The 25482-nt window shown below is 70.7% G+C and carries 31 protein-coding genes, 1 tRNA gene and 1 pseudogene; 16 read left to right on the forward strand and 17 right to left on the reverse strand.

Annotation, left to right across the window (positions count from 1 at the left end; genetic code table 11):
- Positions 1-9 precede the first annotated feature (9 nt).
- Positions 10-504, reverse strand: coding sequence for a MarR family winged helix-turn-helix transcriptional regulator (locus tag B086_RS0110290; RefSeq protein ID WP_018566331.1), 495 nt, complete (start codon positions 502-504; stop codon positions 10-12).
- Between the two features lie 272 nt (positions 505-776).
- Between B086_RS0110290 and B086_RS0110295 the strand changes: the two genes are divergently transcribed.
- Positions 777-974, forward strand: a complete 198-nt coding sequence (locus tag B086_RS0110295) for a hypothetical protein (RefSeq protein ID WP_018566332.1) — start codon at positions 777-779, stop codon at positions 972-974.
- A 216-nt stretch (positions 975-1190) separates the two neighbouring features.
- Here the strand turns inward: B086_RS0110295 and B086_RS0110300 are convergent, their stop codons facing one another.
- The 8 genes from B086_RS0110300 to B086_RS0110335 all read right to left on the reverse strand — a co-directional run bounded on the left by B086_RS0110300 (position 1191) and on the right by B086_RS0110335 (position 5969).
- Positions 1191-2099, reverse strand: coding sequence for an RNA polymerase sigma factor SigF (locus B086_RS0110300; RefSeq protein ID WP_018566333.1), 909 nt, complete (start codon positions 2097-2099; stop codon positions 1191-1193).
- A gap of 246 nt (positions 2100-2345) precedes the next feature.
- Complete coding sequence (locus B086_RS0110305) at positions 2346-3206, reverse strand: RNA polymerase sigma factor SigF (protein WP_026252283.1); 861 nt, start codon at positions 3204-3206, stop codon at positions 2346-2348.
- A gap of 242 nt (positions 3207-3448) precedes the next feature.
- Positions 3449-3742 carry a Dabb family protein gene (locus B086_RS0110310; protein WP_018566335.1) on the reverse strand — a complete coding sequence of 98 codons (294 nt, stop codon included), beginning with the start codon at positions 3740-3742 and terminating at the stop codon, positions 3449-3451.
- Positions 3742-3912, reverse strand: a complete 171-nt coding sequence (locus B086_RS43590; protein ID WP_173860784.1) for a hypothetical protein — start codon at positions 3910-3912, stop codon at positions 3742-3744. The genes B086_RS0110310 and B086_RS43590 overlap by 1 nt, the downstream gene beginning before the upstream one ends.
- 136 nt (positions 3913-4048) lie before the next feature.
- A tRNA-Ser gene (locus tag B086_RS0110320) sits at positions 4049-4133 on the reverse strand.
- 77 nt (positions 4134-4210) lie between these two features.
- Positions 4211-4642: a tRNA adenosine(34) deaminase TadA gene (tadA, locus tag B086_RS0110325; protein WP_018566337.1), complete on the reverse strand. Its 432-nt coding sequence runs from the start codon at positions 4640-4642 to the stop codon at positions 4211-4213.
- A 215-nt stretch (positions 4643-4857) separates the two neighbouring features.
- Positions 4858-5394, reverse strand: a complete 537-nt coding sequence (locus B086_RS0110330) for a hypothetical protein (protein ID WP_018566338.1) — start codon at positions 5392-5394, stop codon at positions 4858-4860.
- A 365-nt stretch (positions 5395-5759) separates the two neighbouring features.
- Positions 5760-5969: a hypothetical protein gene (locus B086_RS0110335; RefSeq protein WP_018566339.1), complete on the reverse strand. Its 210-nt coding sequence runs from the start codon at positions 5967-5969 to the stop codon at positions 5760-5762.
- Positions 5970-6362: 393 nt separating this feature from the next.
- Between B086_RS0110335 and upp the strand changes: the two genes are divergently transcribed.
- Positions 6363-6998, forward strand: a complete 636-nt coding sequence (upp, locus tag B086_RS0110340; protein WP_018566340.1) for a uracil phosphoribosyltransferase — start codon at positions 6363-6365, stop codon at positions 6996-6998.
- A gap of 237 nt (positions 6999-7235) precedes the next feature.
- Here the strand turns inward: upp and B086_RS0110345 are convergent, their stop codons facing one another.
- A complete protein-coding gene (locus B086_RS0110345) occupies positions 7236-7865 on the reverse strand; it encodes a LytR C-terminal domain-containing protein (RefSeq protein ID WP_018566341.1) in 630 nt (209 codons plus the stop codon).
- A gap of 158 nt (positions 7866-8023) precedes the next feature.
- The gene (locus tag B086_RS0110350) at positions 8024-8320 is read right to left on the reverse strand and encodes a type II toxin-antitoxin system VapB family antitoxin (protein ID WP_003986294.1); all 297 of its coding nucleotides are present in this window, start codon (positions 8318-8320) and stop codon (positions 8024-8026) included.
- Positions 8321-8436: 116 nt separating this feature from the next.
- On the opposite strand from B086_RS0110350, the gene B086_RS0110355 reads away from it, so the two are divergent.
- Positions 8437-10059 carry a helicase HerA-like domain-containing protein gene (locus tag B086_RS0110355; RefSeq protein ID WP_018566342.1) on the forward strand — a complete coding sequence of 541 codons (1623 nt, stop codon included), beginning with the start codon at positions 8437-8439 and terminating at the stop codon, positions 10057-10059.
- Between the two features lie 112 nt (positions 10060-10171).
- Here the strand turns inward: B086_RS0110355 and B086_RS0110360 are convergent, their stop codons facing one another.
- Both B086_RS0110360 and B086_RS0110365 read right to left on the reverse strand, forming a co-directional pair.
- Positions 10172-10870, reverse strand: a complete 699-nt coding sequence (locus tag B086_RS0110360) for an HdeD family acid-resistance protein (protein ID WP_026252284.1) — start codon at positions 10868-10870, stop codon at positions 10172-10174.
- A gap of 148 nt (positions 10871-11018) precedes the next feature.
- Entirely contained in the window at positions 11019-11624 is a 606-nt protein-coding gene (locus B086_RS0110365) for an HhH-GPD-type base excision DNA repair protein (RefSeq protein ID WP_026252285.1), read from the reverse strand.
- 144 nt (positions 11625-11768) lie between these two features.
- Between B086_RS0110365 and B086_RS0110370 the strand changes: the two genes are divergently transcribed.
- The 3 genes and pseudogenes from B086_RS0110370 to B086_RS39695 all read left to right on the forward strand — a co-directional run.
- Positions 11769-11987 (forward strand): hypothetical protein, encoded by a 219-nt coding sequence (locus B086_RS0110370; protein ID WP_018566345.1) that lies wholly within the window; start codon positions 11769-11771, stop codon positions 11985-11987.
- A gap of 124 nt (positions 11988-12111) precedes the next feature.
- A complete protein-coding gene (locus tag B086_RS39690) occupies positions 12112-12396 on the forward strand; it encodes a hypothetical protein (RefSeq protein WP_158690380.1) in 285 nt (94 codons plus the stop codon).
- Positions 12397-12996: 600 nt separating this feature from the next.
- A pseudogene (locus tag B086_RS39695) lies at positions 12997-13590 on the forward strand (DUF2637 domain-containing protein); the annotation flags it as partial.
- Positions 13591-13636: 46 nt separating this feature from the next.
- Here B086_RS39695 and B086_RS0110385 read toward each other — a convergent pair.
- Positions 13637-14506, reverse strand: coding sequence for a LysR family transcriptional regulator (locus B086_RS0110385; protein WP_018566348.1), 870 nt, complete (start codon positions 14504-14506; stop codon positions 13637-13639).
- Between the two features lie 221 nt (positions 14507-14727).
- On the opposite strand from B086_RS0110385, the gene B086_RS0110390 reads away from it, so the two are divergent.
- The 3 genes from B086_RS0110390 to B086_RS0110400 all read left to right on the forward strand — a co-directional run bounded on the left by B086_RS0110390 (position 14728) and on the right by B086_RS0110400 (position 16666).
- Entirely contained in the window at positions 14728-15327 is a 600-nt protein-coding gene (locus B086_RS0110390; RefSeq protein ID WP_018566349.1) for a short chain dehydrogenase, read from the forward strand.
- A gap of 111 nt (positions 15328-15438) precedes the next feature.
- Positions 15439-16014, forward strand: a complete 576-nt coding sequence (locus B086_RS39700) for an RNA polymerase sigma factor (RefSeq protein WP_234029289.1) — start codon at positions 15439-15441, stop codon at positions 16012-16014.
- 22 nt (positions 16015-16036) lie between these two features.
- Positions 16037-16666: a hypothetical protein gene (locus B086_RS0110400; protein WP_018566350.1), complete on the forward strand. Its 630-nt coding sequence runs from the start codon at positions 16037-16039 to the stop codon at positions 16664-16666.
- Between the two features lie 17 nt (positions 16667-16683).
- Here B086_RS0110400 and B086_RS0110405 read toward each other — a convergent pair whose 3' ends face one another.
- Positions 16684-17676 carry a hypothetical protein gene (locus B086_RS0110405; protein WP_018566351.1) on the reverse strand — a complete coding sequence of 331 codons (993 nt, stop codon included), beginning with the start codon at positions 17674-17676 and terminating at the stop codon, positions 16684-16686.
- A 484-nt stretch (positions 17677-18160) separates the two neighbouring features.
- Here B086_RS0110405 and B086_RS42715 point away from each other — a divergent pair, with 484 nt between their 5' ends.
- The gene (locus tag B086_RS42715) at positions 18161-18922 is read left to right on the forward strand and encodes a DUF4145 domain-containing protein (RefSeq protein ID WP_158690381.1); all 762 of its coding nucleotides are present in this window, start codon (positions 18161-18163) and stop codon (positions 18920-18922) included.
- Positions 18923-19023: 101 nt separating this feature from the next.
- Here B086_RS42715 and B086_RS44545 read toward each other — a convergent pair whose 3' ends face one another.
- Entirely contained in the window at positions 19024-20037 is a 1014-nt protein-coding gene (locus B086_RS44545) for an RNA-binding domain-containing protein (RefSeq protein ID WP_158690382.1), read from the reverse strand.
- Positions 20038-20262: 225 nt separating this feature from the next.
- Between B086_RS44545 and B086_RS0110415 the strand changes: the two genes are divergently transcribed.
- Positions 20263-21051: an NUDIX domain-containing protein gene (locus B086_RS0110415; RefSeq protein WP_018566352.1), complete on the forward strand. Its 789-nt coding sequence runs from the start codon at positions 20263-20265 to the stop codon at positions 21049-21051.
- On the opposite strand, the gene B086_RS0110420 is transcribed toward B086_RS0110415, so the two are convergent.
- Positions 21035-22042, reverse strand: coding sequence for a hypothetical protein (locus B086_RS0110420; RefSeq protein WP_018566353.1), 1008 nt, complete (start codon positions 22040-22042; stop codon positions 21035-21037). The two genes, B086_RS0110415 and B086_RS0110420, sit on opposite strands and share 17 nt — an antisense overlap.
- 963 nt (positions 22043-23005) lie before the next feature.
- On the opposite strand from B086_RS0110420, the gene B086_RS0110425 reads away from it, so the two are divergent.
- The 5 genes from B086_RS0110425 to B086_RS0110445 are packed head-to-tail and all read left to right on the forward strand — an operon-like array spanning position 23006 to position 25472.
- Complete coding sequence (locus tag B086_RS0110425) at positions 23006-23260, forward strand: DUF6284 family protein (protein WP_026252286.1); 255 nt, start codon at positions 23006-23008, stop codon at positions 23258-23260.
- Positions 23260-23700, forward strand: a complete 441-nt coding sequence (locus tag B086_RS42720) for a hypothetical protein (protein ID WP_018566355.1) — start codon at positions 23260-23262, stop codon at positions 23698-23700. Before B086_RS0110425 ends, B086_RS42720 begins: the two co-directional genes overlap by 1 nt.
- Positions 23697-24806: a hypothetical protein gene (locus tag B086_RS0110435; protein ID WP_018566356.1), complete on the forward strand. Its 1110-nt coding sequence runs from the start codon at positions 23697-23699 to the stop codon at positions 24804-24806. The genes B086_RS42720 and B086_RS0110435 overlap by 4 nt, the downstream gene beginning before the upstream one ends.
- Entirely contained in the window at positions 24806-25153 is a 348-nt protein-coding gene (locus tag B086_RS0110440) for an RRQRL motif-containing zinc-binding protein (protein WP_037873254.1), read from the forward strand. Before B086_RS0110435 ends, B086_RS0110440 begins: the two co-directional genes overlap by 1 nt.
- A gap of 1 nt (position 25154) precedes the next feature.
- Positions 25155-25472, forward strand: coding sequence for a hypothetical protein (locus B086_RS0110445; protein ID WP_018566358.1), 318 nt, complete (start codon positions 25155-25157; stop codon positions 25470-25472).
- Positions 25473-25482 lie beyond the last annotated feature (10 nt).

A 25482-nucleotide genomic window follows, 5' to 3' on the forward strand; every position in this document is an offset into this window, starting at 1 on the left:
TTCCTTTACTTACGTGCTTGCGGGTGTACGGGTGGTCTCTTCGATCACGGGCCCGGGGATCCGGACCGGCGTGGACCGGCAGTCGCCGAAGCTGTCGCGGAGCCTGGTCATCAGCCGGATGAGCTGGCCGACCTCGTCGTCGGTCCAGTCGCTCAGCCGCTCCGCCAGCAGGTGCGTGGTGCGCCGGGACAGGTCGTCGAGCCGGTCGTTCCCGGCGGGCGTCAGGCGCAGGATGCGCGAGCGCTTGTCCGCGGGGTCCGGCAACCGGTCGATCCAGCCGCGCGCGGCGACGTGTGCGACATGCCGGCTGGTCACCGACAGGTCCACGGCGAGCAGCTCGGCGAGCTTGCTCATGCGCATGTCGCCGTGCCGGCCGAGCAGCGTCAGCACGGCGGCGGATCCGGCCGGGCAGTCGGGCGGCAGGATCCGCCCCATGTCCCTCTTCACGGCGCCGATGGCGCTGAGCTGACGCGCCAGCTCTTCGTACTGCGCGCGCTCGGCCATCACACCTCCCGTAATCGTTGCTTGGGGCAACCATAAGTTCGGTTGGTTGCTGAAGGCAAATAAATCCGGGGTCGACGGCGCAAAAACTTGGCAAAGGCAAGTATTGCGACCGTAAACACGCAGGTGAAGGGCGGGAACGCGGGTTCCCCGGCCCGGGGGCGGCGGCAGCGGTCGCCGGGGCGCCGTCCGGGGCGCACGGCACCACCGGACCAACAGCACAAACAGGCCCCCCACTTGGGCAGGGGCCCGCGTCTTCGCTAGGGTCTCGGCCCATGGCTAACACCCAGGGCCCCCAGGGCAACCACGACCCCGCCGGCAGCACCCAGATGTTCCGCGCGTTCGTCGACGAGGCCGCCCCTCAGGCGAGCCAGCAGCCGCAGGCGGCCGCCGGTCCGCGGGTCGGCCTGATCATCGGCGTCGTCGTCGCCGTGCTCGTCGTCGCGGCCGTCGCCTGGCTGGCGCTCAAGTAGCGCTCATCGCTCAGGCAGCGCCCGTACGGGACGGCGGGCCGGGCCCGGTGCGCGGCCGTCCGGCGGGCGGTACGCCACGGCCCGGCCCGGCGGACAGCACGACCCGGCGGTACGGCACAGGTCGCGCCGCCCGGCGGACAGCACGACGGCCGCCGACGCGCCGCGTGGGCGCCTCGGCGGCCGGTACGGGCCGCGGGACCGGGGTCCGGGCCGGACTCAGTCCGAGATGAGCCCCTCGCGGAGCTGGGACAGCGTCCGGGTCAGCAGCCGGGAGACGTGCATCTGCGAGATGCCGACCTCCTCGCCGATCTGCGACTGCGTCATGTTGGCGAAGAAGCGCAGCATGATGATCCGCCGCTCACGGGGCGGCAGCTTGGCGAGCAGCGGCTTGAGGGACTCGCGGTACTCCACGCCCTCCAGCGCCGTGTCCTCGTAGCCGAGGCGGTCCGCGAGCGAGCCCTCGCCGCCGTCGTCCTCGGGGGCCGGGGAGTCGAGCGAGGAGGCCGTGTACGCGTTGCCCACGGCGAGGCCGTCGACGACGTCCTCCTCCGACACGCCCAGCACGGTGGCGAGTTCGCCGACGGTCGGGGAGCGGTCGAGCTTCTGCGACAGCTCGTCGCTGGCCTTCGTCAGCGCCAGGCGCAGCTCCTGGAGGCGCCGGGGTACGCGCACCGACCACGAGGTGTCGCGGAAGAAGCGCTTGATCTCACCGACCACCGTCGGCATCGCGAAGGTCGGGAACTCCACGCCGCGTTCGCAGTCGAAGCGGTCGATCGCCTTGATCAGGCCGATGGTGCCGACCTGGACGATGTCCTCCATCGGCTCGTTGCGCGAGCGGAAGCGGGCGGCGGCGTAGCGGACGAGCGGGAGATTCAGCTCGATCAGGGTGTCCCGGACGTAGGCACGCTCGGGGCTGTTCTCGTCGAGCACGGCGAGCCGCAGGAACAGGGAGCGGGACAGGGTGCGGGTGTCGATGGCCTCCGGGGCCTCGAACGCCGGTGCCGGTGCCGGGACGGCCGGAAGGGCCGCCACGTCGTCGAGGGCGTCGATCGGTTCGAGCGCCGGGGAAGGCGCCTCGCCCTTGGTGAGCGTGAGCACCTCGGAGCTGCCCTGTTCTGCGGACATGCCACCCCCTCTGGGTCGCGGGACGGTCGTGGCGGCGTTCTCTGACGAGGAGAACATCAGCCTTCACCTGAATACCGGAGCCGGAGCCACGGCAAACGCGCTTCCCGCAGAATGTCACATGTCGGCAACGCGCTGTAGTGACATGTCGACATCGACGACATGAATCAGCCCTGGCAGAAAGGGGTCTGACGGTCTTTCGGGGGAAGATGACGGGATCCGCCCTGGTGAGCGATTCGCTCGTGACGGTTACGCCTCGATCCTGTTTGCGGACCGCAGCCGCTGGAAGCTGCGCGCGAGCAGCCGCGAGACATGCATCTGGGAGACGCCGAGCTCCGCACTGATCTGCGACTGGGTGAGATTGCTGTAGTAACGCAGCAGCAGGATGCGCTGCTCGCGCTCGGGGAGCTGGACGAGCAGATGGCGGACCAGGTCGCGGTGCTCGACGCCGTCCAGGGCCGGGTCCTCGTAGCCGAGCCGGTCCAGCAGTCCGGGCAGCCCGTCGCCCTCCTGGGCCGCCTCCAGCGAGGTCGCGTGGTACGACCGGCCCGCCTCGATGCAGGAGAGCACCTCGTCCTCGCCGATGCGCAGCCGCTCGGCGATCTCGGCGGTGGAGGGGGAGCGGCCGAAGGCGGTGGTCAGGTCCTCCGTCGCGCTGTTGACCTGCACCCACAGCTCGTGCAGCCGGCGCGGGACGTGGACGGTGCGGACGTTGTCGCGGAAGTACCGCTTGATCTCGCCCACGACGGTCGGCATCGCGAAGGTGGGGAACTGCACGCCCCGGTCCGGATCGAAGCGGTCGATGGCGTTGATGAGCCCGATCGTGCCGACCTGGACGACGTCCTCCATCGGCTCGTTGCGGGAGCGGAAACGGGCGGCCGCGTAGCGCACGAGCGGGAGATTGGCCTCGATGAGCGCCCCGCGCACGCGGGCGTACTCCGGGCCGCCCGGCTCCAGCTGCTTCAACTGGGCGAAGAGCACCTGGGTGAGGGCCCGGGTGTCGGCACCGCGCCGCTTCTCGGGAGGTGTGGCGGCCGGTGCGGAGGGCGCGTCCGCCGACTGGGCGGAAGCTTCCTCCTGGGGCGGCGCAGTACTGGCCGACACGGTCAACGCCACCTCTTCGTCGATCAACTCATCCGTCAAAAGCGGTCATAGCATCACAAGACAGGCGCTAAGTGTTCAAGCACCGCATATGCACGTGTTGAGGGATGAATTAGTGCATCAGGTGTGTGTGGCGGCGCGTGCGCCAGGTGTGCGCGGACACGACGAAGCCCCGCACCGCTCGGGTGCGGGGCACGGCGGGGGCCACGGGGCCGGGGAAGGGCCCAGGGGGGCCGTACGGGGCCGTACGGCTAGAACTCGTAGTCCGCGATCACCCAGGTGGCGAACTCCCGCCACAGGGCCACACCCGCCTGATGGGCCGGGTGCTCCAGATAGCGCTTCAGGGCGTCCGCGTCCTCGACCGCCGAGTTGATGGCGAAGTCGTGGGCGATGGGCCGGTCGCTGATGTTCCAGCCGCACTCCCAGAAGCGCAGGTCCTCGATCTGCTCGCCCAGGGCGCGGAACGCCGCGACACCCTCCACGACGCGCGGATCGTCGCGCCGGACGCCCTCGTTGAGCTTGAAGAGGACCAGGTGGCGGATCATCACTTTCCTCCGTTCGCGGCCCAGGTCATGAAGTCGCCGATGGCCTTGGCGGCGTTCGATATGCCCTCGAAGCCTATCTGGACGTAGTCGGCGGCCTTGGCCGGGTCGGTGATGACCACGTACAGCACGAAGACCACGAGCACATAGACGACGATCTTCTTGGCGTTCACCGCCACCGTCTCCCCCTGTCGCTGGTTGCCCCTGCCGCCGGCCGCCCCGTCGTCGACCGCCGCGCGCCGAGCGCTGTCGATGATCGCACGATAGTTGCACGAAGGGCCCCGTCCGACGGACGGGGCCCTTCTCAAGCGGTAGCGGAGGGATTTGAACCCTCGGTGACTTGCGCCACACTCGCTTTCGAGGCGAGCTCCTTCGGCCGCTCGGACACGCTACCGAGAGAGACCTTACAACACCCGGGGTCGTGGACCGAAATCCGTTTCCCGGGGCCCGGCGGGACGGGGCGGGACGGGCTCAGCGGGTCCGGAAGAAATCCGTGAGGAGCCCGGCGCACTCCCTGGCGAGCACGCCCTCGACGACCTCGGGCCGGTGATTGAGCCGCCGGTCGCGCACGACGTCCCAGAGCGATCCGGCGGCGCCCGCCTTCTCGTCCCGGGCGCCGTAGACGACCCGGTCCACCCGGGCCAGGACGGCGGCTCCCGCGCACATCGTGCACGGCTCCAGCGTGACGACCAGCGTGCAGCCGGACAGCCGCCACTCGCCCGTCCGCGCGGCGGCCCGCCGCAGGGCGAGGACCTCCGCGTGGGCGGTCGGGTCGCCGGTCGCCTCACGCTCGTTGTGCCCGGCTCCGAGCACCGTCGTGCCGTCGCCGGACAGCACGACGGCACCGATCGGGACGTCGCCGCCCCGGACGGCGAGCCGGGCCTGCTCCAGAGCGAGCCGCATCGCCCCCCGCCAGGGGTCGCGGACAGGGTCGGGGGCGGTCCCGCAGCGCTCCGGGTGGTCGGGATGGTCGGGGTGGTCCGGGTGGTCGGACCGGTCAGTGGATCCGGGGTGGCCGGGCCGACCGGGGGATCCGGACCGGCCGGGACGTGGCGCGCCGGCCGGTCCGTGCGGTCCGGACGGGCGCGGTGTGCCGTCGGGCCGGGGCGGGTGCGGGGTCAGCGGACGGTCTCCAGCACCTCCGAGGCGCCCAGGACCTCGGCGATCGCACCCAGCGCGTCCTCCGCGTCCAGGGCGCGCAGCTCCTTCTCGCCGATGCCAAGGTCGTCGAGGATCTCGGCATCGCCCAGCGGGCTGTGCGTGATGGCCTCGGCGGCACCGGGCTCCTCCTCCTCGTCGTCGGCGGAGGAGGGCTCGCCGTCCTCCGTGCCGTCGAGGTCGAGGGCGTCGAGATCGGGGCCGTCGTCACCGGGATCCCGGCCGAGCAGTTCGTCGGTGAGCAGGATCTCGCCGTACGAACTGCGGGCCGCGGCCGCGGCGTCCGACACGTAGATGCGAGGGTCCTCCTCGCCGTCCACCCGGACGACGCCGAACCAGGCGTCCTCCTGTTCGATGAGGACGAGCACGGTGTCGTCCTCGGCCGAGGCCTCCCTGGCCAGGTCGGCCAGGTCGGCGAGCGTCTCCACATCGTCGAGCTCCGTGTCGCTCGCTTCCCACCCGTCTTCGGTGCGCGCGAGCAGTGCGGCGAAGTACACCGTGACTCTCCCACTGGTCATAGGCGTGCCGGTTGGGGGTCCCCCCGGCGGAGGTCGTGGGCGGGAAGAAGCTGGGCTCCGAGCCCCACCCACTCGGAATCGTGGCAGAAACAAGGCGATCAGGGGACGTCTTCGGCTCCCTGTGTCCGGCTCTTTTGCGGCTCGTCGGTAAAGGACTCACCAGCGCACTCGTTGCCGCCACCTGCGGATCGTACGCGGCATTGCCCGGCAGTCACGAAGGTCCGCCCCGGAACGTCGGCCCGGGTTTCCGTCTCGCCCCGGCTTCCCCAGGGCTTCGCCCGTACTTCCCCGGGGCTTCCGCGGAGCTTCCGCGGACCGGTGGGCGGGCGCCCGCCGGTCGCGCGCTACCAGCGGAACGTGCGCATCCGCATCGCATGCCGCAACCGGGCGGCCTTGGCCCGCCGGGGCTGGACGCGGTCGCGCAGCTCGCGGGCCTCGGCGAGATCGCGCAGGAACTGGGCCCGGCGGCGCCGCCGCTCGGCCTCCGTGTCGGCGCCCGGGTCGGTGTCGGTGCCGCTGTCGGCGCTGGTGCCGGTGCTGGTGCCGGTGGTCATGGTGGCGCGGCTGCCGGTGAGAGGGCTGGTGATCGGGCCCGTGCCCGGTCGGCCAGTCGGTCCGCCAGTCGGTCCGCTCGTCGGTCCGCCGGTGGGTGTGGTGCCGTCCGGGTCCGCGGGGTCCGGCTCCCGGCGCGTGCTCCTGCGGCGTACCGCCGCCGTGGCCGCGCTCCTCGGCCGCTCCGCCGCCGCTTCGGGCCGCTCGCCCGGCGACGGTCGCTTGCGGGTCTGCCGGTCAGCCATCGGTCACCACCCCAGTTCCGTCCCTCCCACTTTCCCCCGGACGGCGGGTTTGATGCCACGACGGTGCCGGAGGGGGCGGGCGCGCCCGCCCCCGGTGCCAGGACGGTGGCGGGCGGGCGGGCGCGCGGAGCGCCCGGTTACTGTTGGCACATGCGTCTCCACGTCGTCGACCACCCCCTGGTCGCCCACAAACTCACCACGCTGCGCGATAGGCGCACCGACTCCGCGACCTTCCGCCGGCTGGCCGACGAGCTCGTCACCCTGCTCGCCTACGAGGCGACCCGGGACGTGCGGACCGAGCAGGTCGACATCGCCACGCCGGTCGCGCGGACCACCGGCGTCAAGCTCTCCCACCCGCGCCCGCTGGTGGTGCCGATCCTGCGCGCCGGACTCGGCATGCTGGACGGCATGGTGCGGCTGCTGCCCACCGCCGAGGTGGGCTTCCTCGGCATGATCCGCAACGAGGAGACGCTCCAGGCGTCGACGTACGCCACCCGGATGCCGGAGGACCTCTCCGGCCGTCAGGTGTACGTCCTCGACCCGATGCTCGCCACCGGCGGCACGCTGGTCGCCGCGATCCAGGAGCTGATCAAGCGGGGCGCCGACGATGTGACCGCGGTGGTACTGCTGGCCGCCCCCGAGGGCGTCGCGGTCATGGAACGCGACCTCGCGGGCACCCCGGTGACCGTCGTGACGGCGTCGGTCGACGAACACCTGAACGAGCAGGGCTACATCATCCCGGGCCTGGGCGACGCGGGCGACCGGATGTACGGGGCGGCCGAGTAGGACCCCGCTGCCGGTCCCGCCCTCCGGCCGAAGAAACCTTCTGCCGAAGGAACCTCCGGCAGAAGGAAACTCGGGTCGAAGGCACCTCGGGTCGAAGGCCCCCCGGTCGAAGACGATCCCTCCGGCCGCCGACCGGACGACGCCGTCGTGCCGTCCTGGTCGGCGGGGACGCCGGGCGGCAGGGCGGGTTCCGCCGGGCGGCCGGGCTCGGCGAGCCCGCGGTGGCGGCTCCCGGTCTCAGCAGCTCTTCTGCGAGGCGCCGGGCGTCGGCCGGGGCGCGGCCAGGGCGGTCAGCGCCTTCTCGGCCGCCTGCTGCGGCGCCAGTTGCTTGAACGCGTCGCCGATGATCAGGTCGACGTCGGCGCCCTTGCGCGTGTCGGTACGGCTCTCGGCCCCCGGGAGCTGGGTGCCGAGCACCGGCAGCGAGCCGTCGAGGGCCGGTGCGGCGCCGAGCAGCATCCCGGCGCCCTTGACCTTCTTGTCGTACTCCTTGGGCGCGTTGCCCACCTTGCCGATGCGGAAGCCGCGCTTCTTCAGCTCGTCCGCCGTCTGCTTGGCCAGTCCGCCGCGCGGGGTGGCGTTGAGGACGTTGACGGTGATCCCGCCCGGCTTGGGCAGCGCGTGGGCCGTGGCCGCCGGGGAGGGGCCCGTCCGGGCCGCCGCGCCGGTCGCGCAGTGCGTCCCGCCGCCGGCCGCGGCCGCCTTGTCGCCGCCGCCCGTGAAGACGTCGATGAGCTGCAACGTGCCCCAGCCGGCCACTCCGAGCACGACGACGGAGGCGGCGACCGCGGACACGAGCTTGCCGTGCCGCCGGGGCCGGCGCATCCGCGGGTACTTGTTCCCGGTGATCCGGTACTTCCCGCCCATGCCGGGGGGAGTCAGCATGCTCATGGGCGCAGCGTAGTGCGCCGGGGCGACGATTCCTACCAGATGATCATTCGATATCGCCCAGGAGAACCCGAAAGGTCCAAACCGATGCCGGAGGCCCGTCCGGGCCCGGGTGCCGGTGCGGAGCCGACCCGGGGTCAGCCCAGTTCGAGCACGCGCGCGTGCAGGACCTGGCGCTGCTGGAGCGCCGCCCGTACCGCGCGGTGCAGCCCGTCCTCCAGATACAGGTCGCCCTGCCACTTCACGACGTGCGCGAAGAGGTCGCCGTAGAAGGTCGAGTCCTCCGCCAGGAGGGTCTCCAGGTCGAGCTGCTGCTTGGTCGTCACGAGCTGATCGAGGCGGACCGGGCGCGGCGCGACGTCCGCCCACTGCCGGGTGCTTTCCCGGCCGTGGTCGGGGTACGGCCGGCCGTTTCCGATGCGCTTGAAGATCACACGGAAAGCCTACCGGCCCGGAGCTTCCGGGCGCAGCCTCGGCAGCGCAGTGCGACGCTGGAAATGCCATGGCAAACCCGGGCGAATCGGTAACCGGGGCTGAACAGGGGCTTGAGATGAGCGACAGCGAGACGGCGCCCGGCGCGCCGAAGCCGCCGGGGGACGACACCCGGATGCCGCCCGAGGCCGGGCGGATCGCCTCCGGATACGCCTTCGCCGGTCCCGCCCTCGACCTGGGCGCCCTCCTCTGGGACGGCCGCTGCCTGCCCGGCGCCCGGATCCGGGTCCCGCTGCCGATGCTCAACCGCCACGGCCTGGTCGCGGGCGCCACCGGCACCGGCAAGACCAAGACGCTCCAACTCGTCGCCGAACAGCTCTCGGCACAGGGCGTGCCCGTCTTCCTGGCCGACGTCAAGGGCGACCTGTCCGGCATCTCGGCGCCCGGCACGCCCGGCGACCGGATCGGCGCGCGCGCCGCCGAGGTGGGCCAGGACTGGGCACCGGCCGGTTTCCCCGCCGAGTTCTACGCGCTCGGCGGCATGGGCCACGGCGTACCGGTGCGCGCCACCGTCACCAGTTTCGGCCCGGTCCTGCTGTCCAAGGTGCTCGAACTCAACCCGACCCAGGAGCAGTCGCTCGGCCTGATCTTCCACTATGCCGACACCAAGGGCCTGGAGCTGATCGACCTCAAGGACCTCAGGGCGGTCGTCGCCTTCCTGACCTCGGAGGAGGGCAAGCAGGAGCTGCGCGGCATCGGGGGCCTGTCGACCGCCACGGCGGGAGTGATCCTGCGCTCCCTCACCGCCTTCGAGGCGCAGGGCATGGCGGACTTCTTCGGCGAACCGGAGTTCGACACCAGCGAGTTCCTGCGCAGGGCCGACGACGGGCGGGGCATCGTCTCCGTCCTCGAACTCCCCGCCGTACAGGACCGGCCGCGGCTCTTCTCGGCGTTCCTGATGTGGCTGCTCGCCGACCTCTTCCACGATCTGCCGGAGGTCGGCGACGTGGACAAGCCCGAGCTGGTGTTCTTCTTCGACGAGGCGCATCTGCTGTTCAACGGCGCCTCCAAGGCGTTCCTGGAGTCGGTCACGCAGACCGTGCGGCTCATCCGCTCCAAGGGCGTCGGCGTCTTCTTCGTGACCCAGACCCCCAAGGACGTGCCCGCCGACGTCCTCGGCCAGCTCGGCAACCGCGTCCAGCACGCGCTGCGCGCCTTCACCCCCGACGACCAGAAGGCCCTGCGGGCGACGGTGAGGACCTTCCCGGACTCGGCGTACGACCTGGAGGAGGTCCTGACCGGGCTCGGCATCGGGGAGGCGGTGGTGACGGTGCTCAGCGAGAACGGCGCGCCGACCCCGGTGGCGGCCACCCGGCTGCGGGCGCCCGAGTCGCTGATGGGCCCGGTCACCGGCCCGGACCTGGACCGCGCGGTACGGGAATCCCCGCTCCACGCACGTTATGCACAGGCTGTGGACCGGGAGTCGGCGTACGAGAAGCTGACGGCGGCTCAGGCCGCTCGGGCGGCGGAGACCGGGGCCGCGCAGCCGTCTCCGTCCCCGGGGCGGGAACCGGAGCGCCCGCGCGGCGGCGGCCGGGGCCGGGACGCCGGGGCGGAGCCCTCGGTCATCGAGCAGGTCGTGGGCAGCGGCGTCTTCCGGTCCCTGGCCCGGTCGGTGGGCACCCAGCTCGGCCGGGAGATCACCCGCTCCCTCTTCGGCACGGCCCGCAGAAGGCGCTGAACGGGAGCCGTACGCCTACGCCGCCGTACGCCTACGCCGGTGCCGGTGCCGACGGCGGACCGGGCGCCGATGTCCTCGGCGCCCGGTCCGCCGGACAGCGCTCGGAGGGTGGTCAGACGGTGCGGGGCACCTGCTGCGCGTGCCCGCGGATGCGGAAGGCGGTGACGATCTCCATCACGCCGACCACGATCAGCCACCAGCCGCCGATCAGGGTGAGCACCGCGACCGACTCCAGCGGGGAGTCGATCAGGACGATCCCGGCGATGAAGGTGAGGACGCCGAGGAAGATCTGCCAGCCGCGGGCCGGTGCCGTGCGGTCGTGGATCGCGGCGATCGTCTGCGTGATCCCGCGGATCAGCCAGCCGATGCCGATCCACAGGGCGAGCAGCAGGATCGACTGCATGGCGCCGCGGAAGCAGAACAGGCCCAGCAGGATCGACAGCGCGCCGCTGGCGAAGGCCAGCACGCGCAGGGCCGTCGACTTGTGGGTGCCGAAGGCGGATACCAGCTGGAGCACCCCGCTGACCACGAGGTAGACGCCGAAGAGGACCCCGGCGACCAGCAGCGAGGCGCCCGGCCAGAGCAGGACGAGGATGCCCAGGACGAGCGCGGCCACGCCGGTCACCAGGACCGCCTGCCAGGCGGCCCGGGACAGGAAGTGGAGCGGCCCTTCCAACGGGGGCTCGTAGGGCCCTTCCGGGCTCTCTGACGCAGGGGGCGCCCCCGGGGTCGTCCGGGGGTCGCGCATCGCGTGGACGCGGCGGTCGTCGTCTCCCGGCCCGCCGGGGCCGACGCTCGGTGGCTCGGTCATGGTCCATGCTTGGACCGGCCGCGGCCGGGCCGCCACCGCTGTGGGCCGTTCGGGTGACAGCGGGCCGCATTGCCGCAGCCTGCACCCCCGCGGCCCGCACTGCCGCCCATGGCCCGCGCCGGTCCGCCGTGCCGGTCCGCCGTGCCGGTCACTTCCCGGTGGTCTCCGCGGTGCTCTTCGCGGCCTTGGCGGCCGCCTTGATCTCCTGCTTGTGCGCCCGCACCTTGGCCAGCGACTCGGGCCCGGTGATGTCGGCGACGGACCGGAAGGACTCCGCCTCGCCGTACGGACCCGCGGCCGCCCGCCACCCCTCGGGGCGGACGCCGAGCTGCTTGCCGAGCAGCGCCAGGAAGATCTGCGCCTTCTGCTTGCCGAAGCCGGGCAGCGCCTCCAGGCGGCGCAGCAGCTCGGGCCCGCTGTCCACGTCCCGCCAGAGGGCCTCGGGGTCACCGTCGTAGTGCTCGACGAGGTACTGGCAGAGCTGCTGGATCCGCTTGGCCATCGAGCCCGGGTAGCGGTGCACGGCCGGCTTGTCCGACAGCAGCCGGCCGAAGGTCTCCGGGTCGAACGCCACGATCTCGTGCGCGTCCAGATCGTCGGTGCCCATCCGCCGGGCGATGGTCTCCGGTCCCTTGAACGCCCACTCCATCGGGATCTGCTGGTCCAGCAGCATCCCGATCAGCGCGGCGAGCGGACTGCGGCCGAGGAGGGCGTCGGCTTCGGGGTCCTGGGCGAGGTGCAGGGTGACGTTCATGTCCCGATGATCGCCCGCCGCGCGGCCGCCCGCACCGGCGGTGATCAATTCGAGTGGCCGGTCCTTTTTATTCGTGTTCCGTAACTTCGCATATTCCAGGTGCGTTATGCCGGTGTCGCGCCACCTGGCCCACGGAGAAAAATCATGTGGAACGCCACTCTCTGGACGCTGATCGCGTGTGCTTCCCTCTGCACCGCCGGGTCCATTCTCGTACCGCCCTACCAGTGCAGAATGTGGCGGGTCGACAGCGACGAATTGCGCCGCCGCAGGCTCATGGTCGCCGTACTGAAAAACAATACCCGGACGCCCGAGGGCGACCCGGCCGTCGAGGGGCCGTCGCCCGACGCCCATCTCGTCGGGTGAGCGGATGAACCATCCGATCGCACATATAGGTCTAATCAGGGAATTCCTTCACCCGTTTGCCGCGCATCCGGGGAAGTCGGGTGGCGTTAGGTGGGATATGACGAAGGCATCCAGGGAAGGGTACTTGGGTCTGCTCGTGGGCCGCGAGCGTCAGGACGCGAGTGCCACACATGCGGTGACGTCGGGTCCCGACCCCCGTCTGGCCGCCCCTCCCATGCAGCTGACGGCCACCGCTCACACCTCTCTGGCCAGGAGGAACAGGACCGGTCCGCCGGTCGCACCGGTCGCGCCGAAGGCGACCGAGTCGCTGCTGAGGGAGTTCCTGGACGCGATGAGCGCGCTCGAAGCCGATCTCGCCCGCCGCTGGGTCGGCTCGGAGAGCCGGACCGTCTTCTCGCGATCCGAATAGCCGGGCCGCCGCATGTATGACGAACGTATGGGCGGGCGCTCAGGCTATTCCGCTGATTATCCCTACGCGGAGCCGGACGGTTTCGCGGAACCCCGCCCTCGTGGCGGCACCGGTCGCCACCGGGCCCCCTCCGCGTTCTTCTCCGGCCCCCTCGGACCTCTGGTGCCCCCGGACTCGGCGTGGGACCCGGCCGAGGAACTCGCTTTCATGCTCCAGGACGCGATGGAGCACCAGACGCCGCCGCACACTCCCGTGGAGGGCGAGTGGGGCGAGTGGATGCGGGGAGGCACCCGGTCGAACGGATTTCCGGCGGCGACGGAGGACGCCGGAGACGCCGTACGAACGGAAAGCCCGGGTTTCCCGGGAGCCCCGGAAAGCACGGGAGTGCCGGAAACGGCGGGGACCCCGGCGGGCAACGGAATTCCGGCGCGTACGGGCACCCCGGACCACGCGGAGAACGCGGCGGGCACGGCGGGTGCGGCGGGCGCGACGAGTGCGGTCGGGGCGGAAAGCACGGAAAGCCCAGGAAGCGCGGAAAGCCCAGGAAGCGCGGGAAGCCCAGGAAGCACGGAGCAGGTCTCCGGGGCCCTCCGGAACACCCCGTTGGAGAATCTCCAGGAGATCACGGCGGAGCTGCCGCCCCTGCGGGACGCCGCGCGCGGCCACCGGAAGGTGCGGCAGCGCAGGCGGCCGAGCGGCATCCGCGCCGCCAGCCATGTCATCGCGGCCCTCGCGGCGGTCACCGCCTCGGCGGTGAGCTTCTTCGGCGGCATGGTCGCCTACGACCCGCTGCGCATCGTGGCCGTGACCCGGATGCACGGCGGCATCGCCTCCTGGTGGCCGCTGCTGGTCTACGGGCCCTGGTTCGTGGCGTCCCTGTCCGTCCTGCGCGCCGCGCTGCACCGCCGCCGGGCCGTGCACTCGTGGTGCGTGGTGCTGCTCTTCTCGTCCATCGCGATGCTCCTGTGCGTGATCCAGGCGCCCAGGACGGTCATCGACATGTCGGCGGCGGCCCTGCCGGGCCTGGCCTCCCTGGCCTGCTTCCAGCAGCTCGTACGCCAGATCACGCTGACCCGCCCGCCCCGCCGCACGGCGCCGCGCCACCGCGTGCACCGCGTCCCCCGGCCGGACACCGCCGAGACCGAGCCGGCACCCGCCACCCGCACCACACCGGCGGCGGCTTCCCCCTCCTGAGCACCCGGGCGTCCCGGCAGTCACCCTTTCCCGGGGCCTGCCGTGCTCAGGCGCTCACCACGTCCCGGACCGCCGCGAGGAACTCCTCCGTGCGCGGATGGGTCGGATGGGCGGGGCGGGCCAGATAGACCGTGGCGGCGGGCGCGTCGGAGACCGGGACGAAGCGCACCCCCGGGTGGCCGTGGCTCTCGGCCGTGCCCGCCGCGCCGAGCCCGAACGCGGCGCCGGTGGCGATCAGGTTCAGCCACTCGTCCACGTTGCCCACCTCGACCGTCGCCGCCGGACGCCGCTCCGGCGGCCACAGTTCCGGCGAGGCGGTGCCGGTGTCGGGCCACAGGGCCAGCGGGAGGCCAGGGTCCGCGGTCAGTTCGGCCAGCAGCACCCGCTCCCGGTCCGCGAGAGGATGGTCGTCGGGCAGTGCGGCGACCCGGTCCTCCTGGTAGAGGGCCTCGGTGCGGATGCGCGGATCGGCGGGGACGGTGCGCAGCACCGCCACATCGGTGTCGCCGGTGGCCAGACCCGCGGTGCTGTTGTCCTGCCGGACCACGTCGAGCGGCACGTGCGGATGGGCCCGCCGCCAGGAGCGCAGCAGCGGAACGGTCTGCTGCCCGAGCACCGCGCAGGTGTACCCGAGGCGCAGCGGCCGGGAGACGGCACGGGTGTCGGCGAGGGCGGAGTCCAGGTGTGCGAGGATCGCCCGCCCGTGCCCGAGCAGCGTCGTCCCGGCCGAGGTCAGCGCCAGACGCCGGGCGGAACGGTCCACCAGCCGGACGCCGACCCGCGCCTCCAGCTGGGCGATCGTCCGGGACAGGGCGGGCTGCGTCATGTGCAGCCGGGCGGCGGCGGCCGTGACGGTGCCGGCCGCGGCCACCGCGTCCAGGGCCCGCAGATGGCGCAGCTCCACGTCATCGTTCATGCCTGCGGAGCATAGTCCCTGCCCAGACGGCATTTCCGCGACCGATCCCGGGCCGCTAGCGTCGAAGAGGCCCGGACGTCACGGCCTGCTCCCCTCGCTCACTCTCCCTGTCTCCATCCCCCCATCCCCGTATCCCCTGTCTCTGTCCCTCTTCTCATCCCTCTTCTTCTCTTCCATCTCTCTGACACGTATCTCTCTGACACGAAGGACGGTGGCTTGTCGTGAGGATTCTGCTGGTCGGCGCGGGCGGCACGCTGGGCGGCGCGGTGCGCCGGGCACTCGCGGAGCGCGGGCACGAGGTGATCGGTGTGGGCCGCTCGGGCGGCGACGTGAAGGCGGACGTCACCGACCCCGAGGCGGTGGCCCGGCTCTACGCGAGCACCGGCCGCCTGGACGCGGTGGCGGTCGCGGCGGGTGACGCGGTCTTCGGACCGCTGGCCGATCTGACCGCCGAGGACTTCGCGGCGACGTTCCGCGGCAAGGCGCTCAGCCAGATCGAACTGGTCCGCCAGGGCACGCGCCACATCGCGCCGACCGGCTCCTTCACCCTGGTCAGCGGCATCCTCGCCGAGGAGCCGATCGCCTCCGGGGCGGCGGCCTCGGCGGTGAACGGCGCCGTCGACGCCTTCGTGCGCGCCGCCGCCATCGAGATCGCCCCCCAGCGCGTCAACGCCGTGAGCCCCACCGTCGTCGAGGAGTCCCTCCCCGCCTACGGCCCCTTCTTCCGGGGCATGGAAGCCGTCCCCGTCTCCCGCGTGGCCACGGCCTACGTACGCTCCGTCGAGGGCGCCCAGACGGGCCGCGTCTACCGCGTCCACTGAGCCCGGCGGACGCGCGGGCCGACCGTACACCGGCGGGGGCATGTGACGCTTCGCGGCGCCGGAGCCAAGTAGGGGTGTAAGGCAGTGACCCGCTCGTCGCAAGGAGCGCCCGTGCCCACGGAGCACCCGATACCCCCACCTGTATCCCCACCTGTATCCCCGCCGGTACGAGACACCTCCGGGTTCGCCGAGTTCTACCGGCAGAACTTCGACGCGGTCCTCGGCTTCGTCACCCGGCGCACCGACAACGTGCATCTGGCCGCCGACCTGACCGCCGACATCTTCCTGGCCGCGCTGGAACGGGCGGACGGCTACGACGCCAGGCGAGGCACGCCCCTCGCCTGGCTGTACGGCATCGCCCGCAACGTCCTGGCCTCGCACTTCCGCGGCAGCGCCCGGGAGCGACAGGCCGTCTCCAGGATCGCCGGCCACCGGCTGCTGGACGAGCAGGACGCCGCTGCGATCGAGTCGCGCATCGACGCGGACCGCGCCGCCCGGCAACTGGCCGGGCACCACGCCGCGCTGTCCGAGCCGCTGCGCGCCGTGCTGGACCTGGTGGCCGTCGACGGCCTGACCACCCGGGAGGCCGCCCAGGCCCTGGGCATCGGCACCGCCACCGCCCGGATGCGCCTGCACGGGCCCGCAAGGCCCTGCGCAACGCGACCCCGCCGTCCAACCCGTCTCTGAACGCCCTTCTGGAGGCCGCCTCGTGAACGTCCCCGTCAACTTCCAGCAGCGGCTCGGCGACGAACTGGCGGCCCGCGCCGCGGCCCTGCCCGCCTTCTCCCCGGTCCCCGTCCGGCCGCGCCACACCCGCCGTATCGCGGTCACCTCGGTCGGGCTGGCCGCCGCCGTCACCGCCGTCGTCCTGGGTACCCAGGCGGGCAGCGGTCCGGCCGCGCCGCAGGCGGCGTCGGTCGCTCCGCCGACCGCGGACGGCGGTTCCGCGCCCGCCTTCGCCAACGTCGACTACTCGGTGACGGTCCGCCCCGACAAGGTCGTCGCGCTCAAGATCGTCGGTACGAAGCTCTCCGGGCTCCAGTCGGCGCTGCGGCGGGCGGGCCTGCCCGCCGTCGTCCTGACCCCCTCGGCCACCTGCGACTCCAAGGTCACCCCGGTCGACAGCGGCCACCTCGGCGCGGCGATGTCCCTGGACCCGGAGAACGGCCGTGTCGCGCTCCTGGACCCCGGCGCGATCCCGCACGGCGACACCCTGCTGATCGTCGACGAAGCCCCGGGCAGTGCCCTCCACAAGTCCGTGGGCAGCATGGCCTACATGCTGACCAGGCCCGCTCCGAGCTGCTTCCCCACCTCGCAGGTCGACATCGGCACGAACTGACCCCGCCTGTGACCAGGCTATGAATCCCGGCCCTGGAGTGCCTGCCCCGCGATGGCGGCGATCCGCCCGACCTGCTCGCGCAGCCGGACGAGCTCCGCGGTCCGCTGCCGTCCTGCCACGATCTCGGACAGGGCGGCGGCGACGGTCTCCTCAGGGCCGTCGGTGCCGAGCACCTCGGCGGCCCGGCGGAGCAGAGCGGCGTCCACGCTGACCGAGTGGCTCGCCTCCGGCGACGGCGGGACGGTGGACTCAGGGGCGGTGGGTTCGGGGACAGCGGGATCGAGGACAGCGGGCTCCGGGGTCGGCCTGGTCCTGCGGCGGCGCGGAGGGGGCACCGGAGCGGGCGCGGACTGAGCCGGGGGCGGGGACTGGGGCGCTACCGTGCCGGAGCTGCCCAGCACGGTGACCACCGGCTTTCGATAGCAGACCCCTCTCCCCGCCTTGGTCGTAAGGACGACGAGTTCCAGGGCGAGGTCGCAGACGGCCGGACCGTCGACCCGCTCCAGCGCATCCGTCAGGTCGGCGAGCTGCACGGCCAACTGCCACGAGCCGCTCATGAAGCGGAACTCGCCGAGCGAGGGTTCCGCGGCGATCCGGAAGGTGAGGCTGATGGACGGCGACGGGCCGCGCCCTTCCCTGGCCGCCAGCTTCCTGTCCGCGAGCAGCGGCGGGCAGCCGCACGGCCGCCCCTTCTTCTCCTCCGGCGACAGGAACTCCAGGCCGTCGCATCGGTGGACGATCCCCTTGCTGCCCCGGAGCACCATGTGGGACGCCACCGCGTCGGGCCCCTCCAGGAGTACGCGCACGGTCTCCGCCTTCGTCAGCACTTCGTGGGCGAGTGCTTCTCCCCCTTCGTTCGGCTGAGGCCGGCCGCCCAGCAGACCGGCGACGCGGGCGGCCGCCTCCGCGTCGTCGGTCGTGACCCGCCAGGCGTCCAGAGCCTGCGGCCGCCCCTCGGCCACACGCCCCGAGTGAAAGCGACCGACCGGGCCGGGTGTGCTCTGCGTCATTCGTGATCCTCGTCGGAGAGCGGAGAGCGGATAAAGCGGCGGAGGGATGGCCGCGACCGAGACCACCAACGTCGAAGGGCCCCCTGTTTCCAGGGGGCCCTTCGACAACGTGCCCGGTGAGGCACTGGCGGAGGATACGAGATTCGAACTCGTGAGGGGTTGCCCCCAACACGCTTTCCAACTGTCCGCGCGGCCGTCCGGGAGCGATCGTAGGCGTTCGCTGGGCAGGCCAGACAAGGTGCGCGTACGCCGGTGAACGGTGGCGACCGTCGGCGCACTGGACAAAGACCAGGACAACGAGGGGTACCGACAGAACAGGTGGGACAAGGACCCGGCCGGTTCTCAAGAGGGCCACGTCGCCGTACCGGTCTTGTCACCTCCCTGTACCGCTCTTGCGCACGGTGACGACTTCGCCTTGATCGCGGGTGCATGGTCGTGCACCTACTCGGCGCGAGCGGGCTGAAATCGCATGACGGGGGGATACATGATGGGCTACTATCCCACTGTGCGTGAATTATCTGATCAGCTCTCAGAGATTGAGCCCGTGGATGGAAAGCCAACTGCGTTTGGCGTTAAGCGCCAGGTTTATTTGCGTTGCCCTCACTGTGCAATGCATACGTCAATGCAAGTAGTGCATCGCCGGGACCTTCAATCTCTGACTCGAAAGTTCACAGACGGTAAAAAGCAGCACCTCACGCTATTCACTATCACGCTAACCTGTGACTACTGCTCGGCTAACAGTCTATTTCTGTGGACTGCAATAAACCCGACAGAAAAAAAGGCGACTGCACGGTACGAGACTTTCGAACTTTCGCAAGTGTACCCTGAAGCGGAGCCAAAACCGCGCCAAATTTCCACGGATGCGCCGCCATCGGTGCGCGAAGTATTTAGCGAAGCGGCCTTGACTGAGGCGGCTGGGGCTTACCGGCTGGCAGGTGTCGGCTATCGAGCAGTCGTGGAGCAGATAACCAAAGAGCAAGGTGCTACCGGAAGTAATCTGCATAACCGGATCACCTCTCTGGCTGCGCGAGGCGTCTCGCAGAATATCGTGGACGCTTTCCATGAGGCCAGAGTGGTCGGGAACGACGCAGTTCACGATGGGTTGGCGTATTCTGCAGAGGAGATTGCAGACATCGCCGAGTTGATCGATGAGGCCGTGTTCATCCTTTACGTCCAACCGGCACAGCGGGCACGTATGGCGGCGGCACGCGCTGCCAGGCACCTGGCGGCTAAAACTTCCCCGTAAGATATTTACCGAGATGCGCAAAAGGGGAGGGCCTCCTTCCGGCGCCGACCGACCGTTCCCACCTAGCCCTTGCATGCGAACGGCTGAGCGAACGCGAGAGATCAACTGTAGGGAAGCAGACCTTTCCTGTTTAGTACGTTGACGCACTGTTGATACTTAGCCAGGAACTTATCGCTAGCAGACGTCAAAGCATCAAGCGTCCGCCGATATCGCACATGGTCACCATCTTTCCATTCCGGCGGAATTTCCGTGTACTCGTTATCGGGGTGCCGCACTCTCGGATAGAACATCCCGGAAAATTCTCCGCACAGGAGATCGAGAGACTTCACCAGTTCCTCATGTACGGTCGCCGCCTCCGGATCAAGAAAATCGACGATGTCATCACCGAGCTGCTTCTGTGCCAAATATGCGGCGTTACTGATCCACACTGGAACTCTATGCATTGATAGATTCTTTTGCCCTGCGACCCACTTAGCATCCAGGGGGATCGTCTCGACAAGCCGTGCCGCCTTTGCCTGATCCGGCGTCTGGCTCTGGCTCGCGGAGACAGCGCCTCCAGAACTGCCCGCCGCCCATCCGGCGACAAGCATGCCTTGCAGCTCCGCCCTTGACAGCCACTGCGTTCCATCGCCCGTCCGCAAGGGTACGGCGATAGAAGCTCCACTCGGCCTACCCTTCCGGTCACTGGGACCCGGAACAGTAAAGGGCATCACCCCAACAGGCTGAGCCGGGATATCAATACACAATATCCCCGATTCGTCGCCGCATTCAATCCATTCAACTTGCAGGGCACGCACAGTGGGTGTGATGCGCTCATGGATCAACTTACGATGCTGGTCAACATTGACCAAGGATCGAGGAACCGGCCTGAGCTCTGAAATTATCTCGGTGTCATACTTAGGAACGGTCTTGAAACCGATGAGCAGTAGCCCCCCGCCTGCCGCGTTGGCGAATGCCGCAACATCTTTGACCAACTCTTCGGCTCCACTCGGCTGCGTCAACTGGTAAGGGCCGCTCTTAACGTCCAGCCAAGTACATTCAGGTAACCCCAGGAGTTCGTCATAATTGCGATCGCGTAGCGCATGACGCGCGTCTCCGATGTTCTTTGCCACCATGGGCAACAGTATCCAGCATCAGGTGGTGTACCTCTGCCGTATATCAGTGAAGGGCGTCAGGTGGAGGTACACGTGGAGGTAGACGCGCCGCTGCCCAGCCAGCGGACTCCCACCGGACGACTGCACACCTGCTTGATACTCGCCGACTTTAACGGTCCAGCTCTGCGCCCTGTGCGCTGCCGCTACGCTGGTACGCACCACGTCAGAACGGAGAGTGCTCCGCGGATGGGACCGAAGACGACCAAGGTCTACGAGACGCTTCGCGCGCGACTCGCGGCAGGCGAGTACGCGCCCGGTGACAAGCTCCCCTCAGAACGCACGCTCGTGGAAGAACTCGGCATCGGCCGGACGGCCCTACGGCAGGTGCTCGCCCGTCTCGTCTCCGAAGGACAGTTGGAGGTGCGGGGACGGAGTTCGTACCGGGTGCCGGGCGCGGTGAGCGTTCAGCGTCCGGAAGGGCTGGAACCCTGGCGTATCCATGGCGAGCGCGACGTGTACGACAACCGATGGGTCAGGCTCCAGCTCTGGGACGTGGAGCCGCCGGGGGTGAAGCGGTTCGAGCACCACGTCGTGAGGCTCCACCACGTAGCGGTCACGGCCGTCATTGATGATCAGGACCGGGTTCTGATGATGTGGCGGTACCGATTCGTTCCGCAGCAATTCGGGTGGGAACTCCCTGGCGGCATCGTCGACCAGGGGGAAGACCCGGCGGACACAGCGCTACGGGAGACCGTCGAAGAGACGGGATGGCGACCCAAGTCGCTGGAACACGTCGTGAGCTATCAGCCCATGGTCGGCATGGTCGACTCGCCACACGAGATCTTCGTAGCGCACGGCGCCGAGAAGGTCGGCGAGCCGACCGACCTGGAAGAGGCCAGCCACATCGAATGGGTACCGCTGGCGGACATCCCCGGACTCATAGCCCGCGGTGAGCTGATGGGCTCGGGCACCCTCGTCGCTCTGCTGCACATCCTGGCGGCTCGACGCACGCAGGGACTCACAACCGCGCAGTGAGCATATCGACGCGACGGCGCTGCCGGACCGAACCGGTCCGGCTCGCCAACAGTCGAGCCTGACGCAGGTGCGTACTGGCGTCTTCGTACTCGGCTCGCGTGAGGTGCGCTTGGGCCAGGTCGGCGTGCAAGCCGCCGCGGGCGCGGACGAAGGTCGGGTCCATCACCTCAAGCGCACCGTAGAGACTGGCCACCGCCGACTCCTCCCCGAGTAGGGCGAGCACGTTGCCCTGCCACCGGGCGAGATGCGCGCCGTTCAGGAAGATGCTCAACATGTCCGCGTCCCGATCCTCGGGACCCGACGGAATGACGGCCATGGCCGCATCCAGCGCACGTCGGCAGTCGTCCGGCATGTCGGCGTGGGCGCACATCTCGGCTTCCGCGGCGTACAGCCATGCCCGGAGTCGGGCGGAACCGGCTTGCCCAACGGCGCGCTGAGCCTCCCGCACGAGGTCTACGGCGAGCGCCGGCCGTCCCGCTTCGCAGAGCACGTACGCCTGCTCGCCCATGGCATGGGCAAGATACATGGGCTCGTCAGCGTCGCGCGCCGCGCGCTTGGCAAGTTCGTAGTGCCGCCACGCCCGCTCAACGGCCCCGGAGTCGATTGCCTGCCACGCCGCGAGAGTTGAGGCGCCCGCGAGCGCAAGGGCCACGGGTCGACGGGCGGCCGGCAGCACGGCGAAGTTGAGCGCATCTTCCAGGGCGGACAGGTGGCCGGACATCTGATCGACCAGGGCCGCGGCGCCTCTCTGGCGGTCCATGATCCGCAGTAGCTCGGTCTGGTCGTTGAACATCTTCACCATGGACTGGCTGACGCTGCCGGCCGAATCGATCCGGCTCAGTAGGTCGTCGTAGCCGTCCGCGGCCGGTGCCACGGGCACCGGGTCGGAATCCCGCAGCTCCGCGTCCGTGACGCCGAGAAGCTGACGCAGGATGCGCGCGTACCGGTCGGAGATGGTGCGCTTGCCGTTCTCCCACTCGGACACGTACACCCGCAGACTCGCGGTTGACGCAACGTCTGTGAGGTTCCGTCGGGCGAACCGCTCGATTTCGCGAACCAGTCGTTCCTGCGACCACCCGCGCGCCGTCCGCGCACTCCGAAGTCCCGCACTCACGGGCCCACCTCCCGGCGTTGGTTCCCTCGCACCACCTTGTCAGCATGACGCACGTTGGTGCAGGTCAAAAGGGGTTAACAGGCCGGAAGTTAAGCCCTGTTGGCTACCGGCGCCCCTGCCTCCAGAGGTCTTCTGGAGATGCACCGCGGCGGTTCATCCGCCACCCGAATGAGCGAACCACCTTGACACTGGTGCGCACCAAATGCAGTCTGTTGGTGCGCACCAGATTGCGGGCTGGTCCTGAATCACGGTGTGCGAGGCAGCGCCCGGAAGTACGGCCCGGAGGACGCGCTGTGGAGAACTCAACAGAGTGCCGGCCCAGCCGCATGAACACGTGTGGTCGATGGGTGCGGGTCACCACCCCGACCGCCCATGTCGGGCCGGGTGACCTGCCCGGATCCGCCCCTGCGGGGGCGGTGACTGGCAACGCGTGATCTGAAATCCGCAGAACCTTCGCGGCACCTGCCGCGCTTCGAACCTCAGCCCTTCCGCCGTGCTGGTCGCGGCGGCCGGTTGCCTCCGCTGCTCGTCTCGTACGAGCGGCGCCGAGTCCGCCGAGGCTCTGAACGGGGCCCGTGAGGCGGCCATCGCCGCGTGCGAGCGGCTGACCCGCGAAGCGTCCAAGCTCTTCTGACCCGCCCCCGCACCACATGCCCCGGTCCCGTCCATCTGTGGCGGGGTCGCGAAGGCGCCGGATCGGATCCGGCCCGGGGCACCGGCCGCCCATCGCGCGGCCCGCCGCACCCTCGTGCGGCCATCCCATCCCAACGGCGCGCGGCTCCCGGGGGGCATCCCGGGAGCCGCTGTCGGGCCGTTCCTGTCTGAGAGGAAGAAGACCCAATGGAACACATCGTCACTGTTCAGGACGCTGTTACGGCGTTCGCTCCGTGGATGGAGCCCACGGCGGCTGAGCTGGACGCGATCGAGCGCGAGATGCCGGTGGTCCTGGCGGACGTTGAGCTGCTGGACGCGCAGATCGTCACCCTGGACCGGATCCCGTCCGAGCTGGACGTGCGGCGGATCCGGCGGGCGCGGCGGCGGGCGCTGGCCGCGCGGGTCGCGCTGGTCAACCGCACCCCGGGGGAGGCCGCGTGATGACCCGCGATCTGAGCCGCTTCGAGCGGTGCCGGGTGGCGGCGGCCCGCGAGACGCTGGCCGCCGCTCTGGACGTGGACCTGCTGGACGGGAGCGCCATGGCCCGGATCATCGGCCGGCTGGAGACCGCCCTGCGCGACCTGGTCCACCTGGTCGACGGGGACGGCGGGCAGACGGCCGGGCCGGGGCCGGTGGTGTTCCGGTGCCCGGCCGCGCACCCGGAAGACCCCACCCCCTGTGCCGGGCCGGTCGTCGTGACCGTCCTGGACCGCACGAACGCCGGCGTCGACGGCTGCGAGCACCACGCCGTCAGCCTGCTCGCCTCCGTCACCGGGACCCGGCCCGTCCCCAAGCCGAACACCTCCGTGGGACTGGCCGTGCGCATCTTCCGCGCCGCCGACCACACCCGGCCCTTCCCCTGGCGGGAGGGCCGGTCGTGAGCACCGCGAAGACCCTGACCGCCCCGCAGCGGTTCGTGCTGGGGGCCGCGTTCGTCATCATGGCCGCTGTCGGCGGTATCGGCGGGTACGGCACGTTCAGCAACATCGGGCACGCCTACGGGGCCGGGACCGCGCTGGGTGCGGTCGCGGCCGGTGGGGGTGCCACCGCCGTTCTCGGTCTGGTCCTGCTCGGGCTGACGATGCTGGGCCAGTCCTCGCCCCGGATCGTCCGGCTCGGGCTGTGGGCCCTGCCCGCCGCCGCGTCCGTCATGGCCGCGATGGCAGGACCGGACGCGGGACGGACCGTGATCTACGCCGTGACCCCGATGGGCATGTGCGTCTCCGCCGAGGGCATGGCGTTCCTCGCCCGGCGGATCGTGGTGCACACCGACGGCCGGGACGCCGAGAACGAACGCCGCACCGCCGACCTGGTGCAGGCCCTGGCCTACCACCGGGCCCGCGCCACCCAGCACCCCAGCGACCGCGTCAAGAAGTCGTCGGAGCGCAAGTCGTGGCGGCTGGCCCGCAAGGTCGGGGCCGGGGACGTGGCTCTCGGATCGAGGCTGCTGGAGGTGCAGCGCGTCCGCGTCACCGCGGGCGCGGACGCCGCCCTTGCCTCGATGTTCGGCGGCATCGCCCTCGATCCCGCACCGGTCACGAATGCGGAGGAATCCACTAAGACCGATGCGAAACGGTCTATGGCTGACCTGCCTGAATCGGCGCCGCACCCGGTGGTGACGCTGACCCGGCTGACCGTGCCCGATCCGGTCGCGGTCGACCTGGGCAAGTCGACTCCGCACCTCAAGCCGCTCCCGCCGGCCGACCCTGCTCCGGTCGCTTCGATCGAGCGGCGTGCGGTGGCGGCGGAGTCGACCCGGCCACGCCGCGCCACCGGCCGCGTGCCCGACGCGGCCAAGCCGACCCGACCGAAGCGCACGCCGGATCAGTTGCTTGCCGAGGCACGTCAGGTGGCGGCCGGCTGGCCGGACGCGAAGGTGACCGCCGAGGGCATCCGCCGGACCCTGCGCACGTCCCCGGCCAACGCCCGCATGCTGCGGGACACGCTCCTTGCCGAGCGGGCCGCCGCGACAGTTGAGGCCGCGTGATGGGTGCGTTGCCGGTGTTCCGGTGGCGTCTGGCCCCGGACGGCTACGCCACCCGCCGACAGCTCCGCGCCGCCGGGCTGCGGCCCGGCGGGCAGGACGTGGCCGCGCAGCTCGAACGGCCCCGCCGCCGGCGCGGCCCGCTGATCGCCTATCTGTACCGGATCGACCTGGCCATGCCGGTGCGTCCGATGACGCCCGCCCGGTGGGCGGCGCTGGAGAGGGCGAACACCGCGCGCCGCCGCTGCCCGCAGTGCGGGCGGGATGCCGGATACGTCATCCCCGCCGCGCTCGGCATGTGCACGGGCTGCGCCTTCCCCGAATCTTCCGAGTCTTTGAGGAGTGCCTGAGATGGGCAAGCCCGACACCCGTCGCCTGGACCGTGCGATCCGGGAGACGACCCGCAAGCTGGAAGCGGTGCGGCAGAAGGAGTTGTGGCCGCTGGACGGCCGCGAGCGCCGCACCATCCTCGCCGCCATGGCCGGCGGCTCCGTCTCGGTGCTGCGGGGCCGCGGCACCGACCGCGCCGACCACCGCCTTGAAACGGCCTGGTCCAGTGCCGAGACCCGGCTGATCGCGGAGATCACCGCGCTTCAGACCGAGCGGCAGCGCATCGTGAACGAGGCCGCCGCCGCGAAGTCCGCGAAGAAGTCCTCCGGCTGGTGGTGACTGTGCCCGG

It is taken from the genome of Streptomyces sp. PsTaAH-124, from assembly GCF_000373685.1.
In the GTDB taxonomy this organism is placed as follows: Bacteria; Actinomycetota; Actinomycetes; order Streptomycetales; family Streptomycetaceae; genus Streptomyces; species Streptomyces andamanensis.